1 protein-coding gene is annotated in these 1,368 nt (G+C 67.3%); it reads right to left on the reverse strand.

Features of this window, described 5'->3' with window-relative positions:
- Positions 1-9 precede the first annotated feature (9 nt).
- Positions 10-1,368 (reverse strand): phosphomannomutase/phosphoglucomutase (locus E6U81_RS39475; RefSeq protein WP_240804289.1); only part of this gene is annotated, 1,359 nt, incomplete at its 5' end.

The raw sequence follows: 1,368 nt of genomic DNA on the forward strand, positions 1-1,368 counted from the left end.
CCGGGACGGTCAGGCGCGGATGAGGGCGAGGGCCTCGTCACGGACCCGGGCCAGGGTGTCCGCGTCACGGGCCTCGACGTTCAGGCGCAGCAGCGGCTCGGTGTTCGACGCACGCACGTTGAACCACCAGCCCTCGCCCGTCACCGTCAGACCGTCCAGCTCGTCCAGGCCCACGCCCTCACGGCCGCCGAAGGTCTCCCGCACCGCCGCCAGACGACCCGCCTGGTCCGCGACCGTGGAATTGATCTCCCCCGAACCCTCGTACCGGTCGTAGGAGGCCACCAGCGCGGAGAGGGGCCCGTCCTGGCCGCCCAGCGCCGCCAGAACATGGAGCGCGGCGAGCATGCCCGTGTCCGCGTTCCAGAAGTCCTTGAAGTAGTAGTGCGCCGAGTGCTCACCACCGAAGATCGCACCCGTCCTGGCCATCTCCTCCTTGATGAAGGAGTGGCCCACCCGCGTCCGGACCGGGGTGCCGCCGTTCTCACGCACGACCTCCGGCACCGACATCGAGGTGATCAGGTTGTGGATCACCGTGCCCGAACCACCGTTGCGGGCCAGCTCACGCGACGCCACCAACGCCGTGATCGCCGACGGCGACACCCCGATACCGCGCTCGTCCACGATGAAGCAGCGGTCCGCGTCCCCGTCGAAGGCGATCCCCAGATCCGCGCCCTCCGCCAGCACCCGCGCCTGCAGATCCACGATGTTCTTCGGATCCAGCGGATTCGCCTCGTGGTTCGGGAACGTACCGTCCAGCTCGAAATACATCTCCGTGACATCCAGCGGCAGGCCCTCGAACACCGTCGGAACGGTGTGACCACCCATCCCGTTGCCCGCGTCCACGACGACCTTCAGCGGACGGATCGACGCCAGGTCCACCAGAGAACGCAGGTGCTCCGCATAACCCTTCAGGGAATCCTGCTCCGTCACCGTCCCCGGCACCGTCCCCACCGGAACCTCCGGCGCGCCACGGTCCAGCCACCCCTCCACCAGCACCCGGATCTGCGACAGACCCGTGTCCTGACCCACCGGAGCCGCACCCGCACGACACATCTTGATCCCGTTGTACTGCGCAGGATTGTGCGACGCCGTGAACATCGCACCCGGCAGACCCATCGAACCCGACGCGTAATACAACTGATCCGTCGAACACAGACCGATCAACGTCACATCCACACCACGCGCCGCCGCACCCCGCGCGAACGCCGCCGACAAACCAGGCGACGAAGGACGCATGTCATGCCCCACCACGATCGCCGAACCACCCACGACCTCGACGAAAGCACCACCGAACAGCTCCGCCAGCGACTCGTCCCACTCGTCCGGCACAACGCCACGCACGTCATACGCCTTGACGATGTTCGAAAG

The sequence above is a fragment of the Streptomyces sp. A0592 genome (genome assembly GCF_004795115.1).
GTDB classification, from domain to species: Bacteria; Actinomycetota; Actinomycetes; order Streptomycetales; family Streptomycetaceae; genus Streptomyces; species Streptomyces erythrochromogenes.